Source organism: Actinacidiphila polyblastidii (assembly GCF_036353415.1).
Lineage (GTDB): Bacteria > Actinomycetota > Actinomycetes > Streptomycetales > Streptomycetaceae > Actinacidiphila > Actinacidiphila polyblastidii.
Window position 1 is genome coordinate 170975 of the sequence record NZ_JAZEWV010000008.1, and the last position, 26454, is coordinate 197428.

24 protein-coding genes are annotated in these 26454 nt (G+C 73.8%); 7 read left to right on the top strand and 17 right to left on the bottom strand.

All coding sequences use genetic code 11. The features are described from left to right. Positions 1-83: 83 nt before the first annotated feature. The 11 genes from V2S66_RS13035 to V2S66_RS13085 form a co-directional block, all read right to left on the bottom strand. Positions 84-800, bottom strand: a complete 717-nt coding sequence (locus V2S66_RS13035) for a P-loop nucleotide/nucleoside kinase family protein (protein WP_330794819.1) — start codon at positions 798-800, stop codon at positions 84-86. 235 nt (positions 801-1035) lie between these two features. Continuing rightward, positions 1036-1476 (bottom strand): type II 3-dehydroquinate dehydratase, encoded by a 441-nt coding sequence (gene aroQ / locus V2S66_RS13040; RefSeq protein ID WP_330794821.1) that lies wholly within the window; start codon positions 1474-1476, stop codon positions 1036-1038. Further along, entirely contained in the window at positions 1473-2639 is a 1167-nt protein-coding gene (gene aroB / locus V2S66_RS13045) for a 3-dehydroquinate synthase (protein WP_330794822.1), read from the bottom strand. The genes aroQ and aroB overlap by 4 nt, the downstream gene beginning before the upstream one ends. Further along, positions 2636-3187: a shikimate kinase gene (locus V2S66_RS13050; protein WP_330794825.1), complete on the bottom strand. Its 552-nt coding sequence runs from the start codon at positions 3185-3187 to the stop codon at positions 2636-2638. Before V2S66_RS13050 ends, aroB begins: the two co-directional genes overlap by 4 nt. Positions 3188-3192: 5 nt before the next feature. Further along, the gene (gene aroC / locus V2S66_RS13055; protein ID WP_330794826.1) at positions 3193-4377 is read right to left on the bottom strand and encodes a chorismate synthase; all 1185 of its coding nucleotides are present in this window, start codon (positions 4375-4377) and stop codon (positions 3193-3195) included. 182 nt (positions 4378-4559) lie between these two features. Further along, positions 4560-5417 carry a shikimate dehydrogenase gene (locus V2S66_RS13060; protein WP_330794827.1) on the bottom strand — a complete coding sequence of 286 codons (858 nt, stop codon included), beginning with the start codon at positions 5415-5417 and terminating at the stop codon, positions 4560-4562. A 12-nt stretch (positions 5418-5429) separates the two neighbouring features. Further along, entirely contained in the window at positions 5430-7391 is a 1962-nt protein-coding gene (mltG, locus tag V2S66_RS13065; protein ID WP_330794828.1) for an endolytic transglycosylase MltG, read from the bottom strand. Positions 7392-7502: 111 nt separating this feature from the next. Beyond that, complete coding sequence (gene ruvX / locus V2S66_RS13070) at positions 7503-7967, bottom strand: Holliday junction resolvase RuvX (RefSeq protein ID WP_330794830.1); 465 nt, start codon at positions 7965-7967, stop codon at positions 7503-7505. A 7-nt stretch (positions 7968-7974) separates the two neighbouring features. After that, positions 7975-10644, bottom strand: a complete 2670-nt coding sequence (alaS, locus tag V2S66_RS13075; protein ID WP_330794831.1) for an alanine--tRNA ligase — start codon at positions 10642-10644, stop codon at positions 7975-7977. Continuing rightward, a complete protein-coding gene (locus V2S66_RS13080) occupies positions 10644-10994 on the bottom strand; it encodes a DUF6167 family protein (protein ID WP_330794833.1) in 351 nt (116 codons plus the stop codon). Before V2S66_RS13080 ends, alaS begins: the two co-directional genes overlap by 1 nt. A 5-nt stretch (positions 10995-10999) precedes the next feature. Beyond that, positions 11000-11437, bottom strand: a complete 438-nt coding sequence (locus V2S66_RS13085) for a DUF948 domain-containing protein (protein ID WP_330794834.1) — start codon at positions 11435-11437, stop codon at positions 11000-11002. Between the two features lie 107 nt (positions 11438-11544). Between V2S66_RS13085 and V2S66_RS13090 the strand changes: the two genes are divergently transcribed. Then, positions 11545-13719 (top strand): ATP-binding protein, encoded by a 2175-nt coding sequence (locus V2S66_RS13090; protein WP_330794836.1) that lies wholly within the window; start codon positions 11545-11547, stop codon positions 13717-13719. A gap of 54 nt (positions 13720-13773) precedes the next feature. Here V2S66_RS13090 and rpsD read toward each other — a convergent pair whose 3' ends face one another. Beyond that, positions 13774-14385: a 30S ribosomal protein S4 gene (gene rpsD, locus V2S66_RS13095; protein WP_330794837.1), complete on the bottom strand. Its 612-nt coding sequence runs from the start codon at positions 14383-14385 to the stop codon at positions 13774-13776. A gap of 55 nt (positions 14386-14440) precedes the next feature. Between rpsD and V2S66_RS13100 the strand changes: the two genes are divergently transcribed. After that, the gene (locus tag V2S66_RS13100; protein ID WP_330794839.1) at positions 14441-15235 is read left to right on the top strand and encodes a DUF2470 domain-containing protein; all 795 of its coding nucleotides are present in this window, start codon (positions 14441-14443) and stop codon (positions 15233-15235) included. 40 nt (positions 15236-15275) lie between these two features. Here the strand turns inward: V2S66_RS13100 and V2S66_RS13105 are convergent, their stop codons facing one another. Continuing rightward, entirely contained in the window at positions 15276-16634 is a 1359-nt protein-coding gene (locus tag V2S66_RS13105; RefSeq protein WP_330794840.1) for a replication-associated recombination protein A, read from the bottom strand. Between the two features lie 10 nt (positions 16635-16644). Continuing rightward, entirely contained in the window at positions 16645-17334 is a 690-nt protein-coding gene (locus V2S66_RS13110) for a gamma-glutamyl-gamma-aminobutyrate hydrolase family protein (RefSeq protein WP_330795050.1), read from the bottom strand. A gap of 145 nt (positions 17335-17479) precedes the next feature. Here V2S66_RS13110 and V2S66_RS13115 point away from each other — a divergent pair, with 145 nt between their 5' ends. From V2S66_RS13115 to V2S66_RS13125, 3 genes are read left to right on the top strand one after another with little or no spacing between them, the layout of a single operon-like run. Beyond that, complete coding sequence (locus V2S66_RS13115; protein WP_330794841.1) at positions 17480-18841, top strand: glutamine synthetase family protein; 1362 nt, start codon at positions 17480-17482, stop codon at positions 18839-18841. Positions 18842-18849: 8 nt separating this feature from the next. Next, positions 18850-20211, top strand: a complete 1362-nt coding sequence (locus V2S66_RS13120; protein WP_330794842.1) for an aldehyde dehydrogenase family protein — start codon at positions 18850-18852, stop codon at positions 20209-20211. A 28-nt stretch (positions 20212-20239) separates the two neighbouring features. Continuing rightward, complete coding sequence (locus V2S66_RS13125) at positions 20240-21037, top strand: 3-oxoacyl-ACP reductase (RefSeq protein ID WP_330794844.1); 798 nt, start codon at positions 20240-20242, stop codon at positions 21035-21037. Here V2S66_RS13125 and V2S66_RS13130 read toward each other — a convergent pair. From V2S66_RS13130 to V2S66_RS13140, 3 genes are all read right to left on the bottom strand, one after another. Next, a complete protein-coding gene (locus V2S66_RS13130) occupies positions 21034-21690 on the bottom strand; it encodes a vitamin K epoxide reductase family protein (RefSeq protein WP_330794845.1) in 657 nt (218 codons plus the stop codon). The genes V2S66_RS13125 and V2S66_RS13130 overlap by 4 nt on opposite strands. A 101-nt stretch (positions 21691-21791) precedes the next feature. Further along, positions 21792-23054 (bottom strand): histidine--tRNA ligase, encoded by a 1263-nt coding sequence (gene hisS, locus V2S66_RS13135; protein WP_330794846.1) that lies wholly within the window; start codon positions 23052-23054, stop codon positions 21792-21794. An 11-nt stretch (positions 23055-23065) separates the two neighbouring features. Then, positions 23066-23776 (bottom strand): MBL fold metallo-hydrolase, encoded by a 711-nt coding sequence (locus V2S66_RS13140; RefSeq protein WP_330794848.1) that lies wholly within the window; start codon positions 23774-23776, stop codon positions 23066-23068. Positions 23777-24062: 286 nt separating this feature from the next. Here V2S66_RS13140 and V2S66_RS13145 point away from each other — a divergent pair, with 286 nt between their 5' ends. Both V2S66_RS13145 and V2S66_RS13150 read left to right on the top strand, forming a co-directional pair. Next, positions 24063-24914, top strand: coding sequence for a peptidylprolyl isomerase (locus tag V2S66_RS13145; protein ID WP_330794850.1), 852 nt, complete (start codon positions 24063-24065; stop codon positions 24912-24914). 206 nt (positions 24915-25120) lie between these two features. Continuing rightward, complete coding sequence (locus tag V2S66_RS13150) at positions 25121-26350, top strand: DUF349 domain-containing protein (protein ID WP_330794852.1); 1230 nt, start codon at positions 25121-25123, stop codon at positions 26348-26350. Positions 26351-26454 lie beyond the last annotated feature (104 nt).

The following is a 26454-nucleotide window of genomic DNA, read 5'->3' on the forward strand; positions in this document are numbered from 1 at the left end:
CCCCTTTTCGGCCCTTTCGGCTCCGCCGCAGGGGTGCACCCGGCCGGATCACGCGGCCGCCGGGACCTGCGCGGCGCTGCGGCTCACCAGGTGGGCGGGCCCTGGAGGCTGCGCGCGACGACCCGGTCCAGGGCCGCGGCGGCGGCGGGCACGTCGAGCTGCGAGTTGTCGATGATGGGGAGGCCGGAGCCGTACCAGCCGGCCATCCGGCCGTGGATCCTGGCGACCTCCTCGTCCGACAGCCGCCGGTTGCCCGACCGCTCGGCGTTGCGGGTGAGCACGACGTCCAGGCCGGGGAGCAGCACGACCGGCAGCAGGCCGGGGCCGACGTGCCGCTTCCAGCCGCCGAGGCCGACCGCCGGCCAGTCCGGGAAGACCGCGTCGTCGATGATGCAGGACACCCCGTTGGCCAGGAAGTTGCGGGCGGCGAAGCCGCAGGTGCGGCGGGCCAGCCGGTACTGGGCCTCGGAGTGCTCGTTCCACCCCGCCTGCGGGTCGGCGAAGCCGGCCCGCACCCACTCGCGGACGTCGTCCAGGCTGATGTGCGCGGTGGGTGCGCCGCGGTGGTCCGCCCAGTGCCGGGCGATGGTGGTCTTGCCCGCGCCGGCCGCGCCGATCAGCAGCACCGCGATCGGCCCCTGCGCGACGGTGGGCAGGTGCACCGGCGCCGCCGCGGGCAGCGGGAAGTGCCCGGTGGTGCTGCCCGGCTGCGGCGCTCCCGGCGCTCCCGGCGCTCCCGGCGCTCCCACAGCGTGCTGCATCTCGGCCCACTCCATCCCGTACCGGAGGTTCTGCGACATCGCCGGCCGGTGGCGGGCCGTCGACAGCGAACGGTACCGCCACCGGGGCGTCCGTGGGTAAACGCACGAGTGGCCCTCCGCGTGCCCGCCGGCGGCCGGCACGCCCCGCGCACCCCGTGCCACCGGCGACGACGCCGAGATCCGAACGACAGGCCCTGGGCCGTGCGGACGGCCGACAACGCGGCGACTGTGCGTGCCAGGCGCCGCGGGACAGACGGGATGTGCCGGACACGGCCTAGGCGCCGGGCTCCTCGGCGAGGGCGCGCAGCGCGAGCCGGTAGGAGCCGATGCCGAAGCCCGCGACCGTGCCGGAGGCCACCGCGGCGATCACCGAGTTGTGGCGGAACTCCTCACGGGCGTACGGGTTGGAGATGTGCACCTCGATCAGCGGCGCGGTGCGCTGGGCGGCGGCGTCGCGCATGCCGTACGAGTAGTGGGTGAACGCGCCGGGGTTGATCACCACCGGCAGCCGCCCGTCCGCGGCCTCGTGCAGCCAGCGGATCATCTCGCCCTCGTCGTTGGTCTCGCGGACCTCGACGTCGAAGCCCAGCTCCGCGCCCAGCTTGCTGCACGCCTCGACCAGCCCGGCGTACGAGGTGGAGCCGTAGACGTCCGGCTCGCGGGAGCCGAGCCGGCCGAGATTGGGGCCGTTGAGCACCAGCACCCGGCGGGTCACGCGGACACCTCGCCGTAGGCGGCGAGCAGCACCGCCGGGTCCGGGCCCTCCAGCACGGTCGGCTTGCCGAGGCCGTCGAGCACGATGAACCGCAGCAGGTCGCCGCGGGACTTCTTGTCGACCTTCATCGCCTCGACCAGGCGCGGCCACTGGTCGCCGCGGTAGGTCAGCGGCAGCCCGACGGAGCCGAGCACCGCGCGGTGCCGATCGGCCGTCGCGTCGTCCAGCCGCCCGGCGAGACGGCCGAGCTCGGCGGCGAAGACCATGCCGACCGAGACCGCGGCGCCGTGCCGCCAGTTGTAGCGCTCGTTCTTCTCGATGGCGTGCGCGAGGGTGTGCCCGTAGTTGAGGATCTCGCGCAGCCCGGACTCCTTGAGGTCCGCCGAGACCACGTCGGCCTTGACCCGGATGGCCCGCTCGATCAGCTCCGCGGTGTGCGGCCCGCGCGGGGTGCGGGCGGCGGCCGGGTCGGCCTCGACCAGCTCCAGGATGGCCGGGTCGGCGATGAACCCGGCCTTGATCACCTCGGCGAGGCCGCTGACGTAGTCGTGGGGGGCCAGCGAGTCGAGGGCCGCGAGGTCGCAGAGCACTCCGGCGGGCGGGTGGAAGGCGCCGACCAGGTTCTTGCCCTCGGCGGTGTTGATCCCGGTCTTGCCGCCGACGGCCGCGTCCACCATGCCGAGCACCGTGGTGGGCACCGCGATCCACCGCACGCCGCGCAGCCAGGTCGCGGCGACGAACCCGGCCAGGTCGGTGGTGGCGCCGCCGCCGACGCCGATCACGACGTCGGTGCGGGTGAAGCCGGTCTGGCCGAGCGCCTTCCAGCAGTAGGCGGCGACCTCGGCGGTCTTGGCCTCCTCGGCGTTGGGCAGCTGGATCGCGATCGCCTGGTAGCCCTGCTCCGCCAGGTCCTCGCGGATCGCCTCGCCGGTCCCGGCCAGCGCCTCGGGGTGCAGCACGGCCACCCGCAGCGCCTTGGGGCCGATCAGCCCCGGCAGCTCGCCGAGCAGCTGGTGGCCGACGAGCACCTCGTACGGGTCGGTGCCCGCGGTGCCGCCGACCCGGATGCGGGTGGGCGGCGCGACCTGGCCGCGGTCCGCGGCCGGGTCCGTGCGCGGGTCGGTGTCCGTGCCCGGGTCCCGGCCGGTGGGGTTGTCGCTCATGCGTCCTTCAGTTGGAGTGCGTCGAGTACGGCGGCGGCCACGTCCTGCGGTGTCCGGTCGTCGGTGGCGACCACGGCGCGCGCGACCTCGGTGTACAGCGGGCGGCGGACGTCCATCAGCTCGCGCCAGCGCTGCCGGGGGTTGACCGCCAGCAGCGGGCGCGGGGCGTCGAGGCCGACGCGGCGCACCGCGTCGTGCAGGCCGACGTCGAGGAAGGCCACCGGCAGGCCGGCCAGCAGGGCGCGGACGCCGTCGTCCATCACGGCGCCGCCGCCGAGTGACAGCACCCCGCCGTGGCCTTCGAGCGCGGCGCGCACCGCGGCACGCTCCAGGTCGCGGAAGTGCGGTTCGCCCTCGTCGATGAAGATCTCCGCGATCGGCTTGCCCGCGGCCAGCTCGATGTCCGCGTCGGTGTCCCGGTAGGCGAGGCCGAGCCGGTCGGCGAGCACCCGGCCGACCGTGGTCTTGCCCGCGCCGGGCGGCCCGACCAGCACCACGGCCGGCGGTCCGCCGTGCGCGCGCCGCCCGGTGGGCTCCGGCGCGTCCACGGCGGTCACCTGACGACCAGGTGGTCGAGGTAGCCGCGCACGTTGCGGCGGGTCTGGATGACCGAGTCGCCGCCGAACTTCTCGGCGACCGCGTCGGCCAGCACCAGCGCCACCATCGCCTCGGCGACGATGCCGGCGGCGGGCACCGCGCACACGTCGGAGCGCTGGTGGTGGGCCTGGGCGGCCTCGCCGGTGGTGGTGTCGATGGTGCGCAGCGCGCGCGGCACCGTCGCGATGGGCTTCATCGCGGCGCGCACCCGCAGGGCCTCGCCGGTGCTCATGCCGCCCTCGGTGCCGCCGGAGCGGCCGGAGGAGCGCCGCACCCCGTCGGCTCCCGGCAGGATCTCGTCGTGCGCCTGCGAGCCCGGCACCCGGGCCAGCTCGAAGCCGTCGCCGACCTCGACGCCCTTGATCGCCTGGATGCCCATCAGGGCGGCGGCCAGCCGCGCGTCGAGCCTGCGGTCCCAGTGGACGTGCGAGCCGAGGCCGACCGGCGCCCCGTAGGCCAGCACCTCGACGACGCCGCCGAGGGTGTCGCCGTCCTGGTGGGCCTGGTCGATCTCGGCGACCATCGCCTTGCTCGCGTCGGCGTCGAGGCAGCGCACCGGGTCGGCGTCGAGCCTGGCCTCGTCGCCGGGCACCGGGACGACACCGTACGGCGCCTTGGCCGCGGCCAGCTCCACCACGTGGGAGACGATCTCGATGCCCGCGGTCTCCTTGAGGTAGGAGCGGGCGACGGCGCCGAGCGCGACGCGGGCGGCGGTCTCGCGGGCGCTGGCCCGCTCCAGCACCGGGCGGGCCTCGTCCAGGTCGTACTTCTGCATGCCCGCGAGGTCCGCGTGGCCAGGGCGGGGCCGGGTCAGCGGGGCGTTGCGGGCCAGTCCCGCGAGGATCCCGGGGTCGACCGGGTCGGCCGCCATGACCTGCTCCCACTTGGGCCACTCGGTGTTGCCGACCATGATCGCGACCGGGCTGCCCATGGTCAGTCCGTGCCGGACGCCGCCGAGGAAGGTCACCTCGTCGCGCTCGAACTTCATCCGGGCGCCGCGACCGTAGCCGAGCCGTCGCCGCGCGAGCGCGTCCGCCACCAGGTCCGTGGTGACGGGCACTCCGGCGGGCAGTCCTTCCAGCGTCGCGACGAGCGCGGGTCCGTGCGACTCCCCCGCGGTCAGCCAGCGCAACCTGCTCAACGGTGCTCCCTCGACGTGCCGTCCCGGGGCGTCCGCCCCCGATCGGCGGCGTCCCGTGCTGTCCCTCGATCCTCCCACGACCGGGCGTCACGACCTGACGTAGTCCAGCGTGCGGACGGGATCGGGGCGAAATCCCCCGGGGGGAGGGAGAGGCTGAGCGCGGCGCGGGCCGGTGGCCGGTGTCAGTGCGCGGCGGCCAGCGCGGCCTCGCCCGCGGCGCGCATGGCGGCGAGCGGGGCCGGCCCCTGCCCGGTGTGCTGCTCGACCTGGAGGACCGCCTGGTGCACGAGCAGGTCGAGGCCGCTGACGACGGCGCCCAGGTGGGCGGACCAGGCGGCCGCGAGCCGGGTCGGCCACGGGTCGTAGAGCACGTCGAAGAGCGCGGCCGGGGCGGCCGGGACCGCGTCGGCGAGGTGGTCGGCGGCGCCGGCCGGCGTGGTGGCGACGACCAGCGGCTCACGCAGCGCCTCGGCGGCGTCCGCCCAGTCCGCGGTGCGCACGGTGACGCCGAGCCGCTCGCCCCACTGCCGCATCTGCGCGGCCCGCTCGGGCCCGCGCACGTAGGCGGTGACCGGGCCGGCGCAGATCCGGGCGAGCGCGGCCAGCGCGGAGGAGGCGGTGGCGCCGGCGCCGAGGACCGCCGCCGACTCCACCGAGGTGATGCCGCGTTCGGCCAGCGCCGCGAGCATCCCCGGCACGTCGGTGTTGTCGCCGTACCGGCCGCCGTCGGCGCCGAACACCACGGTGTTGACCGCCTCCACCGCGGCGGCGGTCTCGGTGACCTCGTCCAGCAGCGGGATGACCGCGCGCTTGAGCGGCATGGTCAGCGACAGCCCCGACCACTCCCCCGGCGCCAGCTCCGCGACGAAGCCGGGCAGCGCGGCCTCGTCGACCTCGAACCGGTCGTAGCGCCGCCCGTCGAGCCCGAGCGCGCTGTAGGCGGCGCGGTGCAGCACCGGCGAGAGCGAGTGGGCGATCGGCGAGCCGAGCACCGCGGCGCGGTGCCCGGCCGGGGCGGGCGCGCCGCTGCTCGTGTGCACGGAACCGCTCCCCTACTGCCTGTTGTACTGGTTGTAGAGCTTGTCGAACTCGGCCTTCGTCTCGGTGAACTTGGTGGCGTCGTTGTCCAGCGAGATGAAGTAGTACCAGTTGCCCGGGTCGGGGTTCATCGCGGCCTTCAGCGCCACCAGCCCCGGGTTGCCGATCGGACCGGGCGGCAGGCCCTTGTACTTGTACGTGTTGTAGGGGTCGTCGTACGACCTGATCTTGGCCAGGCTGATGTTCGTGGCGCTGATGTTCCTGGCGTAGTTGTACGTCGAGTCGAACTGCAGGAAACCGTAGGTCTGCGGGTTCGACGGGTCCCTGCGGTTGTAGACCACCTTGGCCATCTTGGCGAAGTCGTCGCTGCTCTTGCCCTCGGCCTGCGCGAGGCTGGCGACGGTGAGCAGCTGCAGCGGCGTGGCCAGGCCCTGCTTCTTCGCCTCGGCGGCCAGGTCGAACTGCGCGTACTGCTCCTTCGCCTGGCCGACCATCTGCTTGAGCACGGCCTCGGGCTTCACGCCCTTGGCGGCGCTGTACCGGGACGGGAAGAGGAAGCCCTCCAGCGGGTCCTTTATGTGCGGCGCGGAGTTCGCCCAGGCCGGCAGCCCGAAGGTCCTCCACTGCGCCTTGGCGACCCGCTCGGTGGTGCCGGGGGTGATGCCGAGGTGCTGGTCGATGTCCTTGTAGACGTCCTTGTCGCGCTCGCCCTCACGGACGATCATCGCGCTCTGCGACTTCGGGTCGAGCATCAGCGTCACCGCGGCGGCCGACGCCATCTGCCGCTTCAGCACGTAGATGCCGGGCTGGATCGACCGGCCCTTGGGGTTCTTGCCGGCCGCGGAGGCGAAGGCGTCGACGCTCTTCACCACGCCGGCCTTCTTCAGGATGTTGCCGATGGTGTTGAGCGAGGCGCCCTGCGGGACCTCGACCTGCACGTCGCCGCTGCCGTCGCCGGAGAAGTCGGGGGCCGGGCCGAAGTGGCTCTCGTAGAAGGAGTAGCCGAAGTAGCCGGCGCCGCCGACGCCGCCCACCAGCACGGCCGCGACGACCAGGCAGGCGCAGCCGCTGCGGCGCTTCTTGCCGCCCTTGGGGCCCGACTTGCCCGCCCTGCGGCCGCCCTGGCCCGCGGGGGCGTCGTCCTCGTCGTCCTCGTCGTCGCGGCTCGCGAAGAAGGCGTGCTCGCGGGGGTCCGCGTCCTCGCCCGCGTTCCAGTCGCCGGTCTCCTCGGGGGCGGTGCGCAGCGGGCGGGCTGCGGGCTCCTGCGGGCGGCCGCCCTGACCGGGCGCCGCCGTCCTGCCCTGCACGCCGGCCTGCTGGGGTCCGCCGGGCTGCATCGGGCCGGGCTGGCCGGGCATGCCCTGCTGCTGCGGCGGCATCCCGCCCTGCGGCATCCCCTGCTGGGGCTGCTGGGGTTGCTGCGGCTGCTGCCGGTACTGCGGCTGCTGCGGCTGCTGCGGCGGCGGGTAGCCGTTCTGCCCGTAGAAGTCCTGCTGGGAGCCGTAGGGGTCCTGCGGCTGGTGACCGCCGTACGGGTCCTGGTGGCCGTAGCCGCCGGTGGCGTACGAGCCGGTGTCGTACCCCTCGTAACCGGCCTGCGGGTACTGCTGCTGGCCCTGCTGCGGGTGCTGGGGGTGCTGCGGGTACTGCTGCTGGGCCTGCGGGTGCTGGCCCTGCTGCGGGTACTGCTGCTGGGGGGGCTGCGGGTAGCCGCCCTGGCCCTGCGGGTGCTGGCCCTGCTGGGGGTACTGCTGCTGGTGCTGGCCGGTCGCGTACGGGTCCTGCCAGCCGCCCTGCTGCTGCGCGGGCTGCTGCGCCTGCGACTGCTGCGGGTACCCCTGGTCCTGGTATCCCTCACCCGGGTGTCCCTGACCCGGGTGTCCCTGAGCCTGGTACCCCTGCTCGTAGACATCGCCGAAGAGCGGGTCCTCGGGGTGCCACGGTTCGGAGCCGGAGCCCCGGCCATAGTCAGTCATCGGTCCCCTTGGTACGCGGTCGACGCGGTCGGTATCGGGCCTGCCGACCCTGCGAAACGGGCGGCGCCCCCGGGGCGCCGCCGTATCGCGCGGAACGTTACCGTACCGCGATCAGGTGACCGATTCGACGCTCTTGCCGGGCGCTGTGCCCGACACCCGTTCGGTCTCGAGCGCGCTCTGCAGGATGACGACGGCCGCCGCCTGATCGACTACGGAGCGTCCCTTCTTCGCCTTCACGCCGGACGCGCGCAGCCCGTGGGTGGCGGTGACGGTGGTCATCCGCTCGTCCACCAGGCGTACCGCGACCGGTGCGATGAGTTTCGCCACATTCAGGGTGAAGACGCGGACCTTGGCCGCCGCCGGGCCCTCGGTCCCGTTGAGGGACCTCGGCAGCCCGACGACGACCTCGATCGGCTCGTACTCCGCCACGATCGCGGCGATCCTGCGCAGCGCGGCCGGCACGTCCCGCCCCGGCACCGTCTCGACCGGGGTGGCGAGGATGCCGTCCGGGTCGCAGGAGGCGACCCCGATCCGGGCGTCCCCGACGTCCAGCGCGATCCGCACGCCCCTTCTCATGCCTTGCTCACGCCTTCTCGGCGACCAGGCGCTGGACGGCCTGGACGGCCTCGGGCACGGCCGCGGCGTTCTGGCCGCCGCCCTGCGCCACGTCGTCCTTGCCGCCGCCTCCGCCGCCGAGCGTCTTGGCCGCGGTGCGGACCAGCTCGCCGGCCTTGATGCCGCGCTCGCGCGCGGCCTCGTTGGTGGCGACGACGGTCAGCGGGCGGCCGCCCGCGACGGTGAACAGGGCGACGACGGCGGGCCGGCCGCCGGTGATCCGCTGGCGGACGTCGAGCACCAGCCGGCGCAGGTCGTCGGCGCCGGTGCCCTCGGGCACGGTGCCGGTGACCAGGGCGACGCCCTTGACGTCGGCGGCGCCGGCGGCGAGCCCGGCGGCGGCCTGAAGCACCTTCTCGGCGCGGAACCGCTCGATCTCCTTCTCGGCGTCCTTCAGCTTGGCGAGCATCCCGGAGATCTTCTCGGGCAGCTCCTCGGGCCGGCCCTTGACCAGCTCGGTGAGCTGCGCGACGACGGTGTGCTCGCGGGCCAGGAAGTGGTACGCGTCCACGCCGACCAGCGCCTCGACCCGGCGGACGCCGGAGCCGATGGAGGACTCGCCGAGCAGCTTGACCAGGCCGAGCTGCGAGGTGTTGCGCACGTGGGTGCCGCCGCACAGCTCCTTGGAGAAGTCGCCGATGGTGACGACGCGGACCTGCTCGCCGTACTTCTCGCCGAACTCCGCGATGGCGCCCTGCTTCCTGGCCTCGGCGATCGGCATCACCTCGGCCCGGACGTCGAGTTCGCGGGCGAGGACCTCGTTGATCTTCTGCTCGACGTCGGTGAGGACGGTGCCGGGGACGGCGGCGGGCGAGCCGAAGTCGAAGCGGAAGCGGCCGGGCGAGTTCTCCGAGCCGGCCTGGGCGGCGGTGGGGCCGAGCGCGTCGCGCAGCGCCTGGTGGGTCAGGTGGGTGGCGCTGTGCGCGCGGGCGATGGCCCGGCGGCGCACCAGGTCGATCTGGGCGTGCGCGGCGGAGCCGAGCGCGATCTCGCCGACCTGGACGACGCCCTTGTGCACGGAGACGCCCGGCACCGGCTGCTGCACGTCGCGGATCTCCACCACCGCGCCGTTGTCCAGCCGGATCCGGCCGGTGTCGGCGAGCTGGCCGCCGCCCTCGGCGTAGAAGGGGGTGCGGTCCAGGACCACTTCGACCTCGTCGCCCTCGGTGGCGGCGGGCGAGGGCACGCCGTCGACGAGCAGGCCGACGACGGTGGACTCGTTGCTGTCCTCGGTGTAGCCGGTGAAGACGGTGGCGCCGGAGCGGTCGGCGACCTCGCGGTAGGCGGAGAGGTCGGCGTGGCCGGTCTTCTTGGCGCGGGCGTCGGCCTTGGCGCGGTCCCGCTGCTCCTTCATCAGCCGCCGGAAGCCGTCCTCGTCGACGCTCAGGCCCTGCTCGGAGGCCATCTCCAGGGTGAGGTCGATCGGGAAGCCCCAGGTGTCGTGGAGCAGGAACGCCTGGTCGCCGGAGAGCACCGAGCCGCCGCCGGCCTTGGTCTCGGTGACGGCGGTGTCGAGGATGTTGGTGCCGGCCTTGAGGGTCTTGAGGAAGGCGGCCTCCTCGGCGAGCGCGACCGTCTCGATCCGCTTGCGGTCGGTCATCAGCTCCGGGTACTGCTCGCCCATGGTCTTGAGCACCACGTCGATCAGCTCGGCGGCGACCGGGTCGTGGGCGCCGAGCAGCCGCATGTTGCGGATGGCGCGGCGCATGATCCGGCGCAGCACGTAGCCGCGGCCCTCGTTGCCGGGGGTGACGCCGTCGCCGATGAGCATCATGGAGGTGCGCATGTGGTCGGCGACGACCCGCAGCGCCACGTCGGTGTCGTGGCTCTGGCCGTAGCGGACGCCGGTCAGCTCGGTGGCCTTGTCGATGACCACGCGCAGGGTGTCGGTCTCGTACATGTTCTGCACGTTCTGCAGGATCATCGCGAGGCGTTCGAGGCCGAGGCCGGTGTCGATGTTCTTGGCGGGCAGGTCGCCGAGGATCGGGAAGTCGTCCTTGCCCTCGCCGGCGCCGCGCTCGTACTGCATGAAGACCAGGTTCCAGATCTCCACGTACCGCTCGTCGTTGACCGCGGGGCCGCCCTCGGCGCCGAACTCGGGGCCGCGGTCGTAGTTGATCTCCGAGCAGGGGCCGCAGGGGCCGGGCACGCCCATCGACCAGAAGTTGTCCTTCTTGCCCAGCCGCTGGATGCGCTCGGCGGGGACGCCCACGACGTCCCGCCAGATCTGCTCGGCCTCGTCGTCGTCCTGGTAGACGGTGATCCACAGCCGGTCCGGCTCCAGGCCGTAACCGCCCTTGTCCTGGGGCGCGGTGAGCAGCTCCCAGGCGTACTTGATGGCGCCTTCCTTGAAGTAGTCGCCGAAGGAGAAGTTGCCGCACATCTGGAAGAACGTGCCGTGCCGGGTGGTCTTGCCGACCTCTTCGATGTCCGGTGTGCGGACGCACTTCTGGACGCTGGTGGCCCGCGCGAAGGGCGGCTTGACCTCGCCGAGGAAGTACGGCTTGAAGGGCACCATGCCGGCCGGGACCAGCAGCAGCGTCGGGTCGTCGGCGATGAGGGACGCCGACGGCACGACGGTGTGCCCGCGCTCCTCGAAGAAGCGCAGCCAGCGGCGGCGGATTTCTGCCGACTCCATCAGTGTTCGTCCTTCCGGTCGTACGCGTCGTACGTGATGCCCCGGCGGGCCGCCGGGAGGTCGCGGTTGCGGGCCGGCCGGCCCGGCAGGTCCTCGCGGTCGGCGGGCGCCGGCTCCTCGCCCCGGGCGGTCAGGCCCAGCGCGTCGTGCAGTTCGCCCTCGCGCTGCGCCATGCCGGCGCGTACGTCCCGGGCGAACAGCCGCATCCGCGCGCCCGTCTCGAGGGCGCGCTGTGCGGCGGTCGCAGCGAGGCCCTCGGGGCTCATCCTGCGGACCGCCCGGTTGACCTTGACGGTGGCCCAGACGCCGGTGGCGGCGCCGGTGAGGAACCAGAACAGGCGGCGGAACATGGGCCTCAGTCCTTGGATCGGTTGCGGCGGCCGGCCCGCCGGGCGGACGGCAGCACCTTGCCGGTGAGGGTCCTGGCGCGGCTGCGGCCGGCGTCGCCGGTCTGCAGTCCGACCGCGCGCCGCACCCCGTAGGAGAAGGCGGCGACCTTCACCAGCGGGCCGCCGAAGGCGGAGGCGACGGTCGAGGACAGTGCGGAGGCGTTGGCGGTCACCTCGGCGACGTCGGCGGTGATGGTGTCGACGCGGTCGAGCTGGGTGTGCGCGCTGCGCAGCGCGTCGGACGCCTCGCCGAGCAGCGGCACCGCCTGCTCGGTGATGCCGGCCACCAGTTCGGAGGTGCGCCGGAGCGTCTGGGCGAGCCTGGCCAGCGCGACGGCAAGGAAGGACACCAGGATCGCCCAGAACACCGCCACGATCAGGCCGGCCAGCTCTCCACCGGACACGCTGCCGCTCTCCTTCTTTGTCACTGCATTTCGTTCGCTCAGACCCTATCGCGCCGCGGCTCGACGGCGGGGCACCGCCCATGCCATGCCGGTTGTACGTTCCGCGCATGCCCCAGTACGCTCCGTGCATCATGGGTACCGCGGGCAACCTTCCGGCCGAGCTGGCCGGCTTCGTCGGCCGTAGCGTCGAACTCACCGATCTGTCGGAGCTGTTGGGCCGCTCCCGGCTGACCACGGTCACCGGGCCCGGCGGGGTGGGGAAGAGCCGGCTGGCGCTGCGCGCGGCCCGGCAGCTGCAGGACCGTTTCCGCGACGGCGTCTGGGCGGTGGAGCTGTCCGGGCTGCGCGACGAGCTGCTGGTGGAGCAGGCCGTCGCCGACGCGCTGCGGCTGCCCGACCACACCACCAGGTCGCCCGGGGAGGCGCTCGCCGACCACCTCGCCGACCGGGAACTGCTGCTGGTGCTGGACGGCTTCGACCGGTGGCGGGACCGCTGCGCGCGGCTGGTCGCCGAGCTGCTGGCGCGGGCGCCCGGCCTGCGGGTGCTGGCCGCGGGACGGCGCCAGCTGGGCGTGACCGGGGAGCGGCTGCTGCCGCTCGCGCCGCCGGACCCCGCGCAGGCCGCCGCGCTCTTCGCCGAGCGGGCCGCCGCGGTGGTGCCCGGCTTCGCGGTGACCGAGGCGAACGCGCAGGCGGTGGGCGACCTGGTGTCGCGGCTGGACGGGCTGCCGCTGGCGCTGGAGCTGGCCGCGGTCCGGCTGCGGGCGCTGTCGGTGGAGCAGGTGCTCGACCGGCTCGACGACCGGTTCCGGCTGCTGACCGGCGGCGACCCGAGCGCTCCGGCCCGGCACCGGGCGCTGCGCACCGCGATCGGCTGGAGCCACGAACTGTGCACGCCCGCGCAGCGGTTGCTGTGGGCGCGGCTGTCGGTCTTCGCGAGCGCCTTCGACCTGGACGCGGTGGAGTACGTCTGCGCCGGCCCCGAATTGGCCCAGGACGGCGTGGCGGAAACGATTGCGGAGCTGGTCGCGCAGTCCGTGCTCTCCCGCGAGGAGGACCCGCGGGGCCAGGTCCGCTACCGGATGCTGGAGACGGTGCGCGAGTACGGCGCGGTGTGGCTGGCCGCACTCGGCGACGAGGCGCGGATGCGGCGGCGGCACCGCGACTGGTACCTGGGCCTGGCCACCTGGTGCGAGCTGGACTGGTTCAGCCCGCGGCAGGCCGAGGTCGCCGCGCGGGTCGCGGCCGACCTGCCGAACCTGCGGCTGGCGCTGGAGTTCAGCCTCGACGGCAGCGAGGGCGACCCGGCGGATGATCCGGCGGTCGGGCAGTACCTGGCGGCGACGCTGTGGTTCTGCTGGGTCGGCTGCGGGCGGATCACCGAGGGCCGGCACTGGCTGGAGCGGGCGCTGGACGCCTCGGACGCGCCGACCGACGCGCGCGCGAAGGCGATGTGGGTGTACGGCTATGTGGCGCTGCTGCAGGGCGACTCGCCGGCGGCGCTCGCGGTGCTCCAGGAGTGCCGGCAGGAGGCCGCGGCGAACGGCAACGCCAGCGCCGAGGCGTACGCGGTGCACCGGCTCGGCTGCCTGGCCCTGGTCTCCGACGACATGCCGCGCGCCGAGCGCTTCATCGGCGACGCGCTGGTGCGCTACCGCAGCATCGGCGAGCTGAACAGCAACGTGCTGATGGGCCAGGTCGAGCTGGCGATGGCGGTGGCCTTCCAGGGCGACGTGGAGCAGGCGGTGCGGCTGGCCGAGGAGGTCAGGGAGATCTGCCGCGACCACGGCGAGCGGTGGACCCTGGCGTACGCCCTGTACGTGCTGGCCTACGCGGCCTGGATGGCCGGCGAGCAGGGGCGGGCGCGGCGGCTGGCCGAGGAGTCGCTCGCCATCGACCACGCCTTCCAGGACCTGGTGGGCTCGGTGCTGGCGCTCGAACTGCTGGCGCTGATCACGCAGGACGAGGGCGCGCCGCACGAGGCGGCGGTGCTCCAGGGCGCGGCGGGCCGGCTGTGGGGGTCGGTGGGCCTGCGGCTGTTCGGCTCGCGGCACTTCAACGCGCCGCACCGGGTGTGCGAGCAGCGGGTGCGCCACGAGCTGGGCGAGTCGGCCTACGCGGCCGCGCTGCTGGAGGGCGCCGCGCTGGGCCTGGACGAGGCGGTGGTCAGGGCGCTGGAGCCGCCGCGGCGGCCGGGGCCGCGCCAGGTGCGGCGGGCCGGCGGGCCCGGGGAGGCCAGGAAGACGCAGGAGCCCGCCGCCTCGGGTGAGGCGGCGGGCTGAGCCGCTGCGCGGGACCGGCGCGCCGGTCCCGCGGGGAGGTGCGGGCGGGACCGGTCAGCGGGCGTAGTACTCGACGACGAGCTGCTCGTCGCAGATCACCGGGATCTCGCTGCGGTTGGGGTCGCGGTCCAGCCGGAAGGCGAGCGCCTGCAGGTTGACCTGGAGGTAGCGGGGGCCCTCGCCCTCGCCGGCCCAGCCGCCCTCGCGGGCGACGACGAAGGGCGTCTTGTCGCGGGACCGCTCGCGGACCTGGACGACGTCCTCGGGGCGGACCCGGAAGGAGGGCTTGTCGACCTTGCGGCCGTTCACCTCGATGTGGCCGTGCACGACCATCTGGCGGGACTGGTAGATGGTGCGGGCCAGGCCGGAGCGGAGCACCAGGGCGTCCAGCCGGCGCTCCAGCTCGACGATCAGCGCCTCGCCGGTCTTGCCGTCGACCTTCTTGGCACGGTCGTAGGCGCGCTGCATCTGGCGCTCGCTGATGTCGTACTGGGCACGCAGCCGCTGCTTCTCCAGCAGCCGGGTCTTGTAGTCGCTGTTCTGCTTGCGGCCACGGCCGTGCTCACCCGGCGGGTAGGGGCGTGCCTCGAAGTACTTGACCGCCTTGGGGGTGAGCGCGATGCCCAGCGCCCGGGACTTCTTGACCTTGGGACGCGACTGATTCACGTGCGTCGAACCTCCGTGTAAATTAGGTAAGGCTTACCTTAACTGAGGAGTGCGCATGATTCGACCCGGGAACCCCGTGCCCGATCTGTCCGACGGTTCACCTCAGTCGGACGGGTCCCGGCACGGTCAGCCGCGTCCCGAAAACGAGGAAGCGCCCCGGCAGCCCTCGGCCGCCGAACGCGCGCGCACTCTCGTCGAGGGTAACTCGTCGCTCGCCCTGGCCATTCCGGGGCTGATCCCGGCGCCGGCCGCCGCGCTGGTGCCGCTGCGGTGCTCGGTGGGACCGGCCGGCGACGTCTTCCTGCTGTTCGCGGACGATTCGCCGGCCGTGCGCGCGGTCCGCGCCGCCGCCGACGACGAGGCGAGCGCTGTGCTGGAGGTCACGGACGTCGCACCCGTCGCGGTCCCGCACCGCATCCGCGGCAGGGCCCAGGTCGCGGGGTGGCTGACCCTGGTGCCCGGCGGCTCCTTCGAGGCCGGCGCGCAGCTGCTGCGGCTGGAGGTCGGCGAGATCGCGCTGGACGACCTGTGGGGCGCCGCGCTGGTCGAGCCGGACGACTTCGCGGACGCCGAGGCCGATCCGCTGGCGACCGAGGAGACGGCGGTCCTCCAGCACCTGGCGGCCTCCCACCCGGACGAGGTCGGGGCGCTGTGCTCGCTGGTGTCCGGCGCGGGCCGCTGCACCAGCGGCGCGGTCCCGGTCGCGCTCGACCGCTTCGGGCTGCGGGTGCGCTTCCGCACCGCGGGCGGAAGCTTCGACGCCCGCTTCGACTTCCCCGCGCCGGTCGACGGCGTCGGCGCCGCGCAGCGGGCGCTGCGGGAGCTGTTCGCCGCCGCCCGCGCGCGGTGAGCGCGCGCCGCGCCGCCGCCCGGCCGGTGCTGCCGGGCGGCTACTCGCCCTGGCCGCCCGCCAGCCGCTCGCGCACCCACTCCAGGACGTCCGCGTACCGCGCCTCCGCGCCGTAGCGGGTCGGCTCGTAGTACCGGCGGCCGTGCAGCTCGTCCGGGGCGTACTGCTGGGCGGCGACCGCGCCCGGCACGTCGTGCGGATAGACGTAGCCCTGGGCGTGGCCGAGCTTGGCCGCGCCCTTGTAGTGGCCGTCGCGCAGGTGGCGCGGCACCGGGCCCGCCTTGCCCTCGCGGACGTCGGCGAGCGCCGCGCCGATCGCCACGGTCGCGGAGTTGGACTTGGCGGCCAGCGCGAGGGCGATGGTGGCGTGGCTGAGGATCAGCGACGCCTCGGGGAAGCCGATCATGGCGACCGCCTGCGCGGCGGCGACCGCCGTCGGCAGCGCGGTGGGGTCGGCCAGGCCGATGTCCTCGCTCGCCGAGATCATCAGCCGCCGCGCGATGAAGCGCGGGTCCTCGCCCGCCTCGATCATCCGGGCCAGGTAGTGCAGCGCCGCGTCGACGTCCGAGCCGCGGATCGACTTGATCAGCGCGCTCGCCACGTCGTAGTGCTGGTCGCCGTCGCGGTCGTACGTCACCGCGGCCCGGTCCACCGCCGCCTCCAGCGTGGCCAGCGTGATCGCGTCCTCGCCCTTGGCGAGCGCCGAGCCGGCGCCCGCCTCCAGGGCGGTCAGGGCGCGGCGGGCGTCGCCGCCGGCGATCCGCAGCAGGTGCGCCTCGGCGTCCTCGGCCAGCGTGACCGCGCCGCCCAGGCCCCGCTCGTCGCCGAGGGCGCGGCGCACGACGCCGCGCACGTCGTCGTCGGTGAGCGGCTCCAGGGTCAGCAGGAGCGAGCGCGACAGCAGCGGGGAGATCACCGAGAAGTACGGGTTCTCGGTGGTGGCGGCGATCAGCGTGACCCAGCGGTTCTCGACCGCGGGCAGCAGGGAGTCCTGCTGGGCCTTGCTGAACCGGTGGATCTCGTCGAGGAACAGCACCGTCTCGCGCTGGTAGCCGCCCGCCTGGCGCTTCGCGCTCTCGATGACCGCGCGGACCTCCTTGACGCCCGCGGTGATCGCCGACAGCTCCACGAACCGCTTGTTCGTCGCCTTGCTCACCACGTACGCCAGGGTGGTCTTGCCGGTGCCGGGCGGACCCCACAGGATCACCGAGGAAGGGCCGGCGGGGCCGCCGCCGCTCTCCCCCACCAGGCGGCGCAGCGGTGAGCCGGGGCGCAGCAGGTGCTGCTGGCCGACCACCTCCTCCAGGACGCGCGGACGCATCCGCACGGCGAGCGGGCTGCTGCTGGGGTCGCGCTCCTGGCGGTCTTCCGCCGCGGCGGTGAACAGGTCTGGCTCCACGCCACCGAGCCTAGGTCACGCCGCCGACAGCGCCGTCCCCGGCGGCCGCCAGCAGACCGCGCACCAGCCGCAGGTCGGTGTCCTGCTCGGGATGCCACTGCACGCCCAGCGCGAAGCGGACGCCCGGCGCCTCCACCGCCTCGACGGTGCCGTCGGCGGCGCGCGCCGACACGGTCAGGCCGCCGCCGAGGCGGTCGACGGCCTGGTGGTGGTGGGTCGGCACGGCGACCGGGTCCGGCAGCAGCGAGGCGAGCAGGGTGCCGGGGGTGGCGGCGATCTCGTGCGTGCCGAAGACGCCCGGCGCGTCGAGGTGGCCCTCGATGTGCTGGGCCAGGGTGCCGCCGCGCACCACGTTGAGCAGCTGCATGCCGCGGCACACGCCCAGCAGCGGGCGGTCGGCCCGCAGCGCCGCGGTCAGCAGCGCGCTCTCCCAGGCGTCCCGCGCGGGGGCCTCGGGGCCGGTCCTCGGGTCGCGCGCCGCGCCGTAGAGCCCCGGGGCGACGTCGGGGCCGCCGGCCACGATCACCGCGTCGAGCCGCCGCACCACCTCGTCCGCGGCGGCCCCCGGCTGCGGCGGCAGCAGGACCGCCGCGGCGCCCGCGTCCGTCACCAGCCGCACGTACGCCTGCGGCAGCAGCGCCGCGTCCAGCTCCCACACCCCCCACCGCGCCCGCTCCCGATACGTCGTCACCCCGACCAGCACGCCCGCCTCCGCTTCGCTCCCCCGCGACGCTACGCCCTGCCCGGCGGCGGGGCCCGTCGTACGGCGACGTGCGGGCCGGGGTTGTTTCCCCCGCCGGGCGCAGCCCCTACGGTGGGGGCGAACCGAGACCGGAGGTCACGACGTGGGCGAGCGCACCGCTCCGCTGAGCGTGGAGGCGTTACGGGGCCTGACGGCCGCCGGCACCGTGCACACCGTGGTGCTGGCGTTCACCGACATGCAGGGCCGCCTGCAGGGCAAACGCTTCGCCGCGCCCTTCTTCCTCGACGAGGTGCTCCCGCACGGCTCCGAGGGCTGCGACTACCTCCTCGCGGTGGACGTCGACCAGACGACGGTGGACGGCTACGCCATGTCCTCCTGGGACCGCGGCTACGGCGACTTCGTGATGCGCCCCGACCCCGCCACGCTGCGCCGCATCCCCTGGCAGGACGGCACCGTCCTGCTGCTGGCCGACCTCGCCTGGCAGGACGGCACGCCCGTCACCGCCTCGCCGCGGCAGATCCTGCGCCGCCAGCTGGAGCGGCTGGCCGAGCGGGGCCTGAGCGCGCACGCCGGCACCGAGCTGGAGTTCCTGCTGTTCCGGAACACCTACGAGCACGCCTGGGACGCGGGCTACCGCGGCCTGACGCCGGCCAACCAGTACAACGCGGACTACTCCGTGCTGGCCACCGCCCGGGTCGAGCCGCTGCTGCGCCGGCTGCGCAACGACATGGCCGGCGCGGGGCTCACCCCGGAGTCGGCCAAGGGCGAGTGCAACCTCGGCCAGCACGAGGTGGTGTTCCGCTACGACGAGGCGCTCACCACCTGCGACCAGCACAGCGTGTACAAGACCGGCGCGAAGGAGATCGCCGCGCAGGAGGGCATGGCGCTCACCTTCATGGCGAAGTACGACGAGCGGGAGGGCAACTCCTGCCACGTCCACCTGTCGCTGCGCGACACCGAGGGCCGCCCCGCCTTCGCCGACGCGGCGGGCGGCATGTCGGCGACCATGCGCGCCTTCCTGGCCGGACAGCTCGCCGCGCTGCGGGAGTTGACGCTGTTCCTCGCGCCGAACATCAACTCCTACAAGCGCTACCGGGAGGGTTCGTTCGCGCCCACCGCGGTGGCCTGGGGGCACGACAACAGGACCTGCGCGCTGCGGGTGGTGGGGCACGGCGCGTCGCTGCGGCTGGAGAACCGGGTGCCCGGCGGCGACGTGAACCCGTACCTGGCGCTGGCCGCGATGATCGCGGCCGGGCTGCACGGGGTCGAGCGCGGCCTGGAGCTGCCCGAGCCGTGCACCGGCAACGCCTACACCGCCGACTACCCGAGAGTGCCGGGCTCGCTGCGGGAAGCCGCCGCGCTGTGGCGGGACAGCGCCCTCGCGCAGGATGCCTTCGGCGCCGAGGTCGTCGCGCACTACGCGAACATGGCCGCGGTGGAGCAGCGGCAGTTCGACGCCGCGGTCACCGACTGGGAGCGGTTCCGATCCTTCGAACGGATGTAGGGGGCGCGGTGACGGCCGACGCACACGAGGTGCTCAACCCCGCGACGGAGCAGGTGATCGCGACCGTCGAGGCCACGTCGGCCGCGGGCGTGGACCGCGCGGTGGCGGCGGCGGTGCGGGCGCAGCCGCGCTGGGCGGCGCTGGCGCCGGGCGAACGGGCCCGGCTGCTGCGGCGGTTCGCCGCCGAGGTGGACGCGCACCTGGAGGAGCTGGCCGCGCTCGAGGTGCGCGAGGCCGGGCACACCCTGGCGGCCGCCCGCTGGGAGGCGGGCAACGTACGGGACCTGCTGGAGTACGCGGCGGGCGGTGTCGAGCGGTTGGCGGGCCGTCAGATCCCGGTGGCGGGCGGCCTCGACCTGACCTTCCACGAACCGCTGGGCGTGGTGGGCGTGATCGTGCCGTGGAACTTCCCGATGCCGATCGCCGGGTGGGGCTTCGCCCCGGCGCTCGCGGCGGGCAACGCGGTGCTGCTCAAGCCCGCGGAGGCCACTCCGCTGACCGCGCTGCGGCTGGCGGCGCTGGCGCTGGAGGCGGGCCTTCCGCAGGACCTGTTCCAGGTGCTGCCGGGCGCGGGCCCGGTGGCCGGCGCCCGGCTGGTCGAGCACCCCGACGTCCGCAAGATCGTCTTCACCGGCTCCACCGCGGTCGGCAGGGGCATCATGGCCCGGTGCGCGGACGGGGTGAAGCGGCTGACCCTCGAACTCGGCGGCAAGAGCCCGAACATCGTCTTCGCCGACGCCGATCTGGAGCGTGCCGCCGACCCGATGGCGTTCCTGGACAACGCCGGCCAGGACTGCTGCGCCCGCACCCGCATCCTGGTGCAGCGCGCGGTGTACGACCGCTTCCTCGAACTCCTGGTCCCCGCCGTGGAGTCGGTGGTCACCGGCGATCCGGCCGACCCGGCCACCCAGATGGGCCCGCTGATCTCGGCGGCGCAACTGCGCCGCGTCCAGGGCTTCGTGACCGCCGACCTGCCGGTGGTCGCCCGCGGCGGGGCCCCGCGAGGTCCCGGGTTCTGGTACCCGCCGACCGTGCTGGCGCCGCAGGACCCGGCAGCGCCGGTCGCCGTCGAGGAGGTGTTCGGACCGGTCGCGGTGGTGCTCCCCTTCGAGGACGAGGAGGAGGCGCTGCGGCTGGCGAACGCCACCGCGTACGGTCTGGCGGGCTCGCTGTGGACCCGCGACCTGGGCCGCGCGGTCCGGGTGGCGCGCGGCGTCGCGGCCGGCAACCTGTCGGTCAACTCCCACAGCAGCGTGCGCTACTGGACGCCGTTCGGCGGGTTCAAGCAGTCCGGCCTCGGCCGGGAGCTGGGCCCGGACGCGCTCGCGGCGTTCACCGAGACCAAGAACGTCTTCCTCGCCACCGACTGACCCCGCACCCGACACAGGAGCGACGCCCATGCCGGACCGCCCGCAGGACGCAACGCCCGTCTGCCGCCGCCTCGTCGGCCGTACCGCCGTGGTGACCGGCGCGGGCAGCGGCATCGGCCTGGCCACCGCCCGCCGGCTGGCCTCCGAGGGGGCGCGGATCGTCGCCGCGGACATCGACCCGGTGTCGGGCGCGGCCGCCGCCGCGGAGACCGGCGGCGTCTTCGTGCCGACCGACGTGACCGATCCGGACCAGGTCGAGGCGCTGTTCCGGGCCGCCCACGACACCTACGGCTCGGTGGACGTCGCCTTCAACAACGCCGGGATCTCCCCGCCGGACGACGACTCGATCCTCACCACCGGCCTCGACGCCTGGCGCCGCGTGCAGGAGGTGAACCTGACCTCGGTGTACCTGTGCTGCAAGGCGGCGCTGCCGTACATGCGCCGGCAGGGCAAGGGCTCGATCATCAACACGGCGTCCTTCGTCGCGGTGATGGGCGCGGCCACCTCGCAGATCTCCTACACCGCGTCCAAGGGCGGGGTGCTGGCGATGAGCCGGGAGCTGGGTGTGCAGTTCGCCCGCGAGGGGATCAGGGTGAACGCGCTGTGCCCGGGCCCGGTCGACACGCCGCTGCTGCGCGAGCTGTTCGCCAAGGACCCGGAGCGGGCCGCCCGGCGGCTGGTGCACATCCCGCTCGGGCGGTTCGCGGAGGCCACCGAGATCGCCGCCGCGGTGGCCTTCCTGGCCAGCGACGACGCGTCCTTCGTGACCGCGAGCGAGTTCCTGGTGGACGGCGGCATCGGCGGGGCGTACGTGACGCCGCTCTAGATCAGCGTCTTCCAGTAGTACCAGAACTTCACCAGGATCGCGGTGGCGATCACGCCGTACCACAGCACCGGGACCACCCAGTGGAACTCCAGCACCAGCGAGCGGGCGCCCTCGGGGACCTTGATCAGGCGGTGCTTGATGTTGTGGACGGCGGTGTACCAGAAGATCAGGATGGTGACGACCCAGGCCAGCGAGCACCACAGGCAGATCGCGTGGATGTGGTAGATCGTCTGGTACTGGAGCCAGGTGATGAAGACCACGCCGAACAGGCCGCCGGCCTGCAGGCCGTACCAGAACCAGCGCTCGTAGCGGGCGCCCGCCAGCATGCCCACGGCCAGGCAGATCACCACGGCGTAGGCGACCAGGCCGATGATCGGGTTCTGGAAGCCGAAGACGTGCGCCTGGGAGCTCTCCATCACGTTGCCGCAGGAGATGACCGGGTTCAGGCTGCACGCCGGGGTGTACGTCCTGCCCTCGACCTTGGCCTGCAGCAGCTTGAACTTGTCGTCGGTGATCACGAACGAGGCGACCAGGCCGAGCGCTCCGCAGATCAGCAGGAGCCAGGTGAACGCCTTGCCCGCCGCGAGTCCGCCGGGAGCCTGCGGATCGCGGTCGCCGTCCGTTCGCGGCTCGTCAAGAGCGGATGCAGTCATGGTCGCCGTTTCTCTGGTGCGTGGGGGGCGGGCACCATTCATTGTGCATGAGACCCGTCAGCTGGAGGTAAGCGCTGACGGGTCTCCACTCGGACGAGGGTTCAGGCCAGCCGCTCCTTGACGGTCGTCACGATCTCCTCCAGCGGCACCGGTCCCTGCTCGCCGGTCGCGAGGTCCTTGAGCTGGGCGACGCCCTCGGCGAGGTCCCGCTCCCCCGCGACGAGCGCGAAGCGCGCCCCGGAGCGGTTGGCGGACTTCATGGCGTTCTTCATGCCCTTGCCGCCGAAGGCGAAGTCCGCGGCGACCCCGGCCCTGCGCAGCGCGGTGACCGCGGTGAACAGCGCCCGCCTGGCCTCCTCGCCGAGCGGCACCGCGTAGACGTCGGTGGCCGCGGGCAGCGCCAGCTCCACGCCCTCGGCCTGGAGCGCCAGCACGGTGCGGTCCACGCCCAGCGCCCAGCCCACCGACGGCAGCGAGGGGCCGCCGATCATCTCGGACAGGCCGTCGTAGCGGCCGCCGCCGCCCACCGCGGACTGCGAGCCGAGACCGTCGTGGACGAACTCGAAGGTGGTCCGGGTGTAGTAGTCCAGGCCGCGGACCAGCTTCGGGTCGTCCTCGTACGCCACCCCGGCCGCCGTCAGCAGCTCGCGGACCTGCTCGTGGTACGCCTTGCACGCCTCGCACAGGTGGTCGGCGATCAGCGGCGCACCGGCCAGCTGGGACTGCACCGACTCGCGCTTGTCGTCCAGCACCCGCAGCGGGTTGATGTCGATCCGCCGGCGGGTGTCCTCGTCCAGGTCCAGGCCGCGCAGGAAGTCCTGCAGCGCGGTGCGGTACGCCGGGCGGCACTCCCGGTCGCCGAGCGAGTTCAGCAGCAGCCGGAAGTCGCGCAGGCCCAGCGCGCGGTAGGCGTCCGACGCCAGGATGATCAGCTCGGCGTCGAGCAGCGGGTCCTCGGCGCCGATCGCCTCGGCGCCCACCTGCGAGAAGTGCCGGTAGCGGCCGGCCTGCGGGCGCTCGTAGCGGTAGTACGAGCCGGAGTACCAGAGCTTGACGGGCAGGTTGCCGGCCTTGTGCAGGTTCGCCTGGAGGGCCGCGCGCAGCACCGAGGCGGTGCCCTCGGGGCGCAGCGCCAGCTCGGTGCCGCCCTTGGTGGTGAGGGTGAACATCTCCTTGGTCACGATGTCGGTGGACTCGCCGACGCCCCGGGAGAACAGCTCGACGTTCTCGAATCCGGGGGTCTCGACGTAGCCGTACCCGGCGCGGCGGACCGGCGCCGCGATGGCCTCGCGCACCGCGAGATACGTCGCGGAGTCCGGCGGCAGCAGGTCGTAGGTGCCCTTGGGGGCCTGGAACGCGCTCACAGCAGCAGTCGTCACAATCCTCGTCGTGGAGCCGGGTCGCCGGCTCCGTGGCCGCGGGCCGCCTCGCCCAGATGGGGGTTGGCGGCGCGCTCGCGGCCGATGGTCGTCTGGGGGCCGTGCCCCGAGAGCACCACGGTCGAGTCGTCGAGCGGCAGGCACACGCGGGCCAGCGACTCGTACAGCTCGGCCGTCGATCCTCCGGGCAGGTCGGTGCGTCCGACGGAGCCGGCGAAGAGCAGGTCCCCGGAGAAGAGCACCGAGGGGATCTCGGCGGTCTCGGGCACCCTGAACGTCACCGACCCCCTGGTATGGCCGGGCGCGTGCGCGACGGAGAGCTCCAGCCCCGCCAGGCTCAGCGCCGCGCCGTCGGACAGCTCCCTCAGGTCGTCGGGCTCGCCGACGGTCAGCTCGCCGAGCAGCTGCGCGCCGAACGCGCGGCCCAGCGCCCGCTCCGGGTCGGAGAGCATGTAGCGGTCCTCGGGGTGGATCCACGCGGGGACGCCGCGCGCGCCGCAGACCGGGACCACGGAGGCGACATGGTCGATGTGCCCGTGGGTGAGGACGACGGCCACGGGCTTGAGTCGGTGCTTGGCGAGCGTGTCCTCGACGCCCTGGGTCGCGAGGTGACCCGGGTCGACGATCACGCACTCCTCACCGGCGGCGGGGGCGACCACGTAGCAGTTGGTCCCCCAGGCCCCGGCGGGGAACCCGGCAATGAGCACGTTCGTCCTTCAGTCGTCCGCGGATCGCTTCGCGGGTGGCGGCGGCGGTGGTTCACGAGCCTACCGGCGACCGTGCGGCGGTCGCGAACTCGTATCGTGCCCCCATGGCGGTGCCCGTGGACTGGACTGCGGGCCCGCAGGACGCGAAGATCTGCGACAGCGCATTCGCGTTCGACACAAGAGACAACGGCCGTCCCCACCGGAGACAGCCGACACACAGCGAACGCACAGCGTACCCCCCACTGTACGTAGGGCAACAACGGACACAGACGACGGAGACGGCGAAGTGGTCACCAAGGATCAGCGGCGGCGGCAGCTCGCCCGGGAGAAGTTCGAGCGGCAGCAGCAGCGCAGGGTTCAGCAGCGCAAGCGGTCGACGGTGCGCAACGCGGTGATCGGCGGTGTGGTCGCGGTGGTCGCCATCGGCCTCGTCGGCGCCTACGCGGGCGGCGCGTTCGACAGCGACAGCGGCAAGAAGAAGAGCGACGCGGCCAACGCCTCCCCGTCCGTGTCGGCGTCGGCGTCGCCGTCGGCGGCCGCCGTGAAGGACCCGTGCGCCAAGCCCGCCGCCGGCAAGCCGGGCACCCAGCAGTGGAAGAAGGAGCCGGCGCAGACCATCGACAAGAGCGCCCAGTACACCTTCACCCTGACCACGACGTGCGGCGCCATCCCGATCGCGCTGGAGGCGGCGAAGGCCCCGGAGACGGTCAACTCCTTCGACTTCCTCGCCGGCAAGGGGTTCTTCGACCACACCAAGTGCCACCGGCTGACCACGTCGGGCATCTACGTGCTCCAGTGCGGCGACCCGACCGGCAGCGGCAGCGGCGGCCCCGGCTACACCATCGGCGACGAGAACCTGACCGCCTTCGGCAAGGCGGGCGCCAGCGGCTCGGTCACGTACAAGGCCGGCACCGTGGCGATGGCCAACACCGGGCAGAAGCACACCGGCGGCAGCCAGTTCTTCCTCGTCTACAAGGACAGCCCGCTGCCGCCGAGCTACACCCCCTTCGGCACGATCACCGCGGACGGCATGAAGGTGCTGTCCAAGATCGCCAGCGCGGGAGAGAGCACCGGTCAGGGCGACGGCGCGCCGAGGGCGACCGTCGTGATCAACAAGGCGAGGGTCACCAAGTCCTGAGCGACGAGGGGCCGGCGACCGGGCGGCCCGGCCGAGACCTGATCGGTATCTGAATCCCGATTGGGCCCGCATCGGATGCGGACAGCCGGGCCGCCGGTCGCCTATGTTGGCGTTGGACCGGTCAGGGCGTGCGGCCCGACCGGAGTGAAACTGTGGACGATGCCAGCCGGGCGAGATTCGGCCGGGCATCACGTGAGGGAGGCGCTGTGAGCAGCGACCCGTGGGGCCGCGTCGATGAGACGGGGACCGTGTACGTGCGTACGGCCGACGGGGAGAAGGAGGTCGGTTCGTGGCAGGCGGGCTCCCCGGCGGAGGCCCTGGCCTACTTCGAGCGCAAGTACGAGGGGCTCGTCGTGGAGATCGGCCTCCTCGAACGACGCGTACGGACCACCGACCTCGCGCCCAAGGACGCGCTGGCGGCGATCGACCACCTGAAGGCGGCGGTGGCCGAGGGGCACGCGGTGGGCGACCTGGAGGCGCTGGCCGCGCGGCTGGAGGCGCTGGTCGCGCTGGTGGACTCCCGGCGTGAGGAACGCAAGGCGGCCAGGGCCAAGCAGAGCGAGGAGGCCAGGACCGCCAAGGAGCAACTGGTCACCGAGGCCGAGCAGCTGGCGGAGAGCGAGCAGTGGCGCACCGCGGGCGAGCGGCTGCGCGCGCTGGTCGACACCTGGAAGGGCCTGCCCCGGCTGGACCGCAAGGCCGACGACGAGCTGTGGCACCGCTTCAGCCACGCCAGGTCGGTCTTCTCCAAGCGGCGCAAGGCGCACTTCGCGTCGCTGGACGCGCAGCGCGAGGAGGCCAGGCGGACCAAGGAGAAGCTGGTCACCGAGGCGCAGTCGCTGTCCGGGTCGACCGACTGGGGGCCCACGGCGGCCCGCTACCGCGAGCTGATGGCGGACTGGAAGGCGGCGGGGCGCGCCCAGCGCGAGGCCGAGGACGACCTGTGGAACCGTTTCCGCGGCGCCCAGGACGTGTTCTTCGCCGCCCGCGCGGACGTCTTCGCCGAGCGGGACACCGAGCAGCGCGACAACCTGGCCCGCAAGGAGGAGTTGGTCACCGAGGCGGAGAAGCTGCTGCCGGTGGGCGACCTGAAGGCGGCGCGGGCGACCTTCCGCGGCATCAACGAGCGCTGGGAGGCCATCGGCCACGTGCCGCGCGACGCGCGGCCGCGGATCGAGGCGCGGATGCACACGGTGGAGCGGGCGCTCCAGGACTCCGAGGAGGCCGAGTGGCGCCGCACCAACCCCGAGGTCAGGGCCCGCGCGGCGGGTCTGACCGGGCAGTTGCAGGCGGCGGTCGACAAGCTGAGCCGGCAGATCGAGACGGCCCGCGCGGCGGGGAACCACTCGAAGGCCGACAAGCTCCAGGCCGAGCTGGACGGCCGGCAGGCGCTGCTGGACGCGGCGCTCAAGGGCATGGGCGAGTTCGGCGGCTGAGCCGGCCGACCGCCTGACGCGCACCAGGAACGCCTGAGGGGCCGGTATCCACCGGCCCCTCAGGCGTTCCGCCGTGCCTCCCACGACGCGCGCACCCTCGCAGG

What these genes read in the sequence shown, in the direction of transcription:
- V2S66_RS13130 (WP_330794845.1), bottom strand. Translation starts at nt 21,690, where the DNA reads ATGACTGCATCCGCTCTTGACGAGCCGCGAACGGACGGCGACCGCGAT.
- alaS (WP_330794831.1), bottom strand. Translation starts at nt 10,644, where the DNA reads ATGGAGTCGGCAGAAATCCGCCGCCGCTGGCTGCGCTTCTTCGAGGAG.
- V2S66_RS13125 (WP_330794844.1), top strand. Translation starts at nt 20,240, where the DNA reads ATGCCGGACCGCCCGCAGGACGCAACGCCCGTCTGCCGCCGCCTCGTC.
- ruvX (WP_330794830.1), bottom strand. Translation starts at nt 7,967, where the DNA reads ATGAGAAGGGGCGTGCGGATCGCGCTGGACGTCGGGGACGCCCGGATC.
- V2S66_RS13035 (WP_330794819.1), bottom strand. Translation starts at nt 800, where the DNA reads ATGTCGCAGAACCTCCGGTACGGGATGGAGTGGGCCGAGATGCAGCAC.
- V2S66_RS13100 (WP_330794839.1), top strand. Translation starts at nt 14,441, where the DNA reads ATGATTCGACCCGGGAACCCCGTGCCCGATCTGTCCGACGGTTCACCT.
- V2S66_RS13090 (WP_330794836.1), top strand. Translation starts at nt 11,545, where the DNA reads ATGCCCCAGTACGCTCCGTGCATCATGGGTACCGCGGGCAACCTTCCG.
- V2S66_RS13080 (WP_330794833.1), bottom strand. Translation starts at nt 10,994, where the DNA reads ATGTTCCGCCGCCTGTTCTGGTTCCTCACCGGCGCCGCCACCGGCGTC.
- mltG (WP_330794828.1), bottom strand. Translation starts at nt 7,391, where the DNA reads ATGACTGACTATGGCCGGGGCTCCGGCTCCGAACCGTGGCACCCCGAG.
- aroB (WP_330794822.1), bottom strand. Translation starts at nt 2,639, where the DNA reads ATGAGCGACAACCCCACCGGCCGGGACCCGGGCACGGACACCGACCCG.